This is a genomic window from Methylobacterium sp. AC433 (genome assembly GCF_979253015.1).
Window position 1 is genome coordinate 1 of record NZ_CEEDBN010000039.1, and the last position, 3,561, is coordinate 3,561.

The window sequence follows — 3,561 nt, forward strand, 5'->3', positions numbered from 1 at the left end:
CCCGGAACGACGCCGGCAGGCAGTCGACGCGATCGAGGAGAAGTACGGCCTCTCGGAGCGCCACGCCTGCCGGATCGTCGGCCAGCACCGGGGCACGCAACGCTACGTGCCCAAGTTCCCAGCCGTACCTTGGATACACTTCTGGGCCAGGGCAGTTTGCTCTGGTGCATTGGCCACTTATGCCAGCCGCCAAGATGCACTCGCGGCCTAAACACACTCCGACTCCGGTAACCGAACCGTCGCGGCGGCTTGGGCGGCGAGGCCCTCGGCGCGGCCGACGAAGCCGAGCTGCTCGGTGGTCGTCGCCTTGATAGAGACGGACGAGAGCGGCACGCCGGCGATCTCGGCGATTCGTGCCCGTATCGCCTCGCGATGGGCACCGATGCGGGGCGCCTCGGCTAGGACCGTGATGTCGAGGTGCTCGATGCGGCCGCCGCGCGCGCGCACCAGCGAGACCGCATGGGCCAGGAACTGGTCTGAGGCGGCGCCGCGCCAGCTCTCGTCGCTTGGCGGGAAGTGGGTGCCGATGTCGCCGTCCGCGATGGCTCCAAGTAGCGCGTCCGTGAGGGCATGCAGGACGACGTCGCCGTCCGAATGCGCCAGCACACCGCGGTCGGCGGGAATGCGAATGCCGCCGAGCCAGACATGATCGCCTTCGGTGAAGGCGTGCACGTCGAAGCCGGTGCCGAGGCGGGTCAGGTATTGGGTCATTATTATTCACTTTCTCATGGTGTGTCGCGGGGTACGGGGACGTTCACCGATGTGCGAGCATCACAACCAGGGTCGCCGACAGGGCGGCGACAGGGCGGCGACAGGGCAGCCCTCGATCAGTGAACGGGGACCGACTTGATCCAGCCTGTGTCCCGCATCCAGGACGAACAGCATGACCGCCACGGCCAGGACCCGTGCGACGAAGATCCTCATCCGGTTGCTCCCCTTTGGGTCATATCGGTCGCCCATAGCCCCACGTTCGAAGCCGGTGTCCCGCGCCCTGACGTCCTCTGACAAAGACCCTGGTTGCCTGCGCGGAGCCGTGCCGTTTGACTCACCGGCGATCTCGACGCGGGACGGTTTTCGGTTCTGACCCCCATGAACCGGCGCAGAGACCAGGCGACCTTGCACACGTCGGCCCACCCACTGCGGACGCCCGCCCCGCCGTGGTCGCCGTCACCTGAGGTCCGGGCTCGGACCAACCGACGCGAGACGTCAGCCAACTTAGCCACCTGCGCCCGGAACGAGGCGGTGGGACGACGAGGACATCCGGGCCTCCCGTGGACAGGACATCGTCGGTGACGCTTCCGAGAAGCGCCTTCCCCAGCCGGTTTCGCGAATGGGTGCCGATGACAAGGAGGTCCGAAAGCCCATCCTCCGCGATCCTGGGGATGGTCTCGCGTGGGCCACCCTCCTCGATCTGCCTGGTCCATTTCCAATCAGACAGGCCTGCTCCGGCGAGGAACGCCTCGACGTCCCTCGCGGCGCGGGAGCGGCATCCTTCGACATAGCCGGCGATCTGTCCGCGCGAGACGCCGGAGGCGCGTAGTCTCGCCTTTCCCGGCGCGAAGAAGACATGCAGGACTGTCACGCGGGCGCGGTTCGCGAGACCGAGGTGGACCGTACTCTGCAGCGCTCGCTCCGATGCGTCCGAGAGATCGACCGGAACCAGGACCCGCGCGTAGGCAGCGGCCTTGCGCCTCACGAACAGGATGGGGCACGGGGCGTTGCGGATCAGGCTTACGACGGTTCGCCGTAGGCCGAAGGTTGGGGCCCCGCACCTGTATCCAGCCACGATCAGGTCGACGCCATGGACGGTCGCCGCGGTGCGGATCGCGTCACATGGGCGTCCCCTGGCCACGAGTGGCACGCACGGGACGCGGTAAAGCTGCGGCACCACGGCAATCTGCTCGATTGTCATCAGCCGTGCCTCGCGAAAGTCCTGCGCCGTCTCGGCACAATCGGGGCCTTCCACGACGTGCATCAGGATGACCGTCCCGCTGTTTTGGGCGACCAGGATGCCGGCACGCCGAACCGCCCTCTGCGAACGAGGCGAGAAGTCGGTGACTACGAGGATGCGCATGGGTGCCACTCCTGGATGCAAGGACGTCAGCGAAGGCCTTGGTGGATCGTCGGGGGTGGGGTTGCCAGGTTCGCGTGCCAGGCCCGAGGGAATCCAGGCCGCCGTTCGGGCTCAAGATGCCTTGGCGGCCAAGCTGTTCGTCTCCATCGCGAGACGTGCGGCCTTCTCGCCCGACCGGATCGCCCCTTCGATGCAGGCGGGCAGACCCGTGTCGGTCCAGTCGCCGGCGATGAAGAGATTCCGGAATTCCGTGCGCGTCCGCGAGCGAAGACGAGCGGCCCCGGGCGTCGCGGCGAAGGTCGCACGTTTCTCGCGGATGACCTGCCAGGGTGGAGGCGCGTCCGAGAGGCCTGTCATGTACCGGCCGGTGACGTAGGACACCTCAGTCCAGATCCGATGCGCAAGCTCGCGCCGGCTCATGCCGTCGGGGTCCGCCGCGCTGACGGTCACGGAGATCCTGCCCGGATGGGCGAGGATCCAGTCGGAGAGTCCGTTCACCACGCCGGTCAGCCGCGGCATGCCAACCGGGCAGTACACGCGGAAGTGGATGTTTGCGATCCCGCGGTGATCCATCGGCGCGTCCAACCCCGGGACGACGTCCGCCGCCGCCTTTGGGGGAAGCGCGAGGATGACGCCGTCCCCGGTCCACAACGGGATCGAACCATCGTCGAGGACGAGGCCAACGACGCGGCCCCCCTCGTATGCGAGCCGACGCAAGCGGCTGCCCTGGCGGACCACGGCGCCGCGCTTTTTGAGGAAGCGCAGTGCCGGATGGACGAAGGCGTCCGAGAGGCCGCCCTGGGCAAAGACGGGCCTGCAGGCTTGCCCGCCCTCGCCGAAGGTCTCGCGCAGCACCTGCGCGGCCAGGGTCGCATCGGCCTCCTTCGGGTCGATGTTCAAAGCCGCCAGGAGGACTGGGCGCCAAAGCCGCTCGTAGAGCGGGCCCTCGCAGGAAAGGACATCCGATACGGTCGTGCCCGGCCTTGCCGACAGGAGGCGCAGGATCGATGCATAGTCGGTGGCTTGTGTGTCCGGGACGCGTCGGCCTGGATCAAGGATCCACCACGGCACCCGCCCCTCGTTGATGCGCAGCGTCCAGCGCTCGCCCGAGGCGAGGTCGATGAAGGGAAACTCCGCATGCGCGTGCACGGCGACCGCCTCGCGGCCGCCGACGAGGTCCAGAAAGGCGAATGTCGCCCGGTTGCCAGACAGGACAAGGTGGTTGCCGTTGTCGATACTCATCCCGAGTTGCGGGTCCTGATAGGACCTGCAGCGGCCGCCGGCATAGCTGGCGGCCTCATGGACCATCACCGTACGCCCGGCTTCCACGAGACGCACGGCTGTGGAGAGCCCCGACAGCCCGGCGCCCACAACGTGAACGACACTCGTCATCGCGTGCCCCCTTAACGGACGAGCACGTTGCGGAACTGCCAGGGATCGCTGGTGTCGATGTCCTCGGGGAACAGGCCCGGGCGGCCTGTCAGCGG

At 67.7% G+C, this 3,561-nt stretch carries 2 protein-coding genes and 1 pseudogene; all 3 read right to left on the reverse strand.

The genetic code is table 11. The features are described 5' to 3' along the window. Positions 1-207: 207 nt before the first annotated feature. Positions 208-711 (reverse strand): annotated as a pseudogene (gene ispF, locus AC0IWM_RS23605) (2-C-methyl-D-erythritol 2,4-cyclodiphosphate synthase); the annotation flags it as partial. A gap of 334 nt (positions 712-1,045) precedes the next feature. Further along, complete coding sequence (locus AC0IWM_RS23610; RefSeq protein WP_471759092.1) at positions 1,046-2,074, reverse strand: universal stress protein; 1,029 nt, start codon at positions 2,072-2,074, stop codon at positions 1,046-1,048. A 111-nt stretch (positions 2,075-2,185) separates the two neighbouring features. After that, positions 2,186-3,466 (reverse strand): hydroxysqualene dehydroxylase HpnE, encoded by a 1,281-nt coding sequence (gene hpnE / locus AC0IWM_RS23615; RefSeq protein ID WP_471759094.1) that lies wholly within the window; start codon positions 3,464-3,466, stop codon positions 2,186-2,188. Between the last annotated feature and the right edge of the window lie 95 nt (positions 3,467-3,561).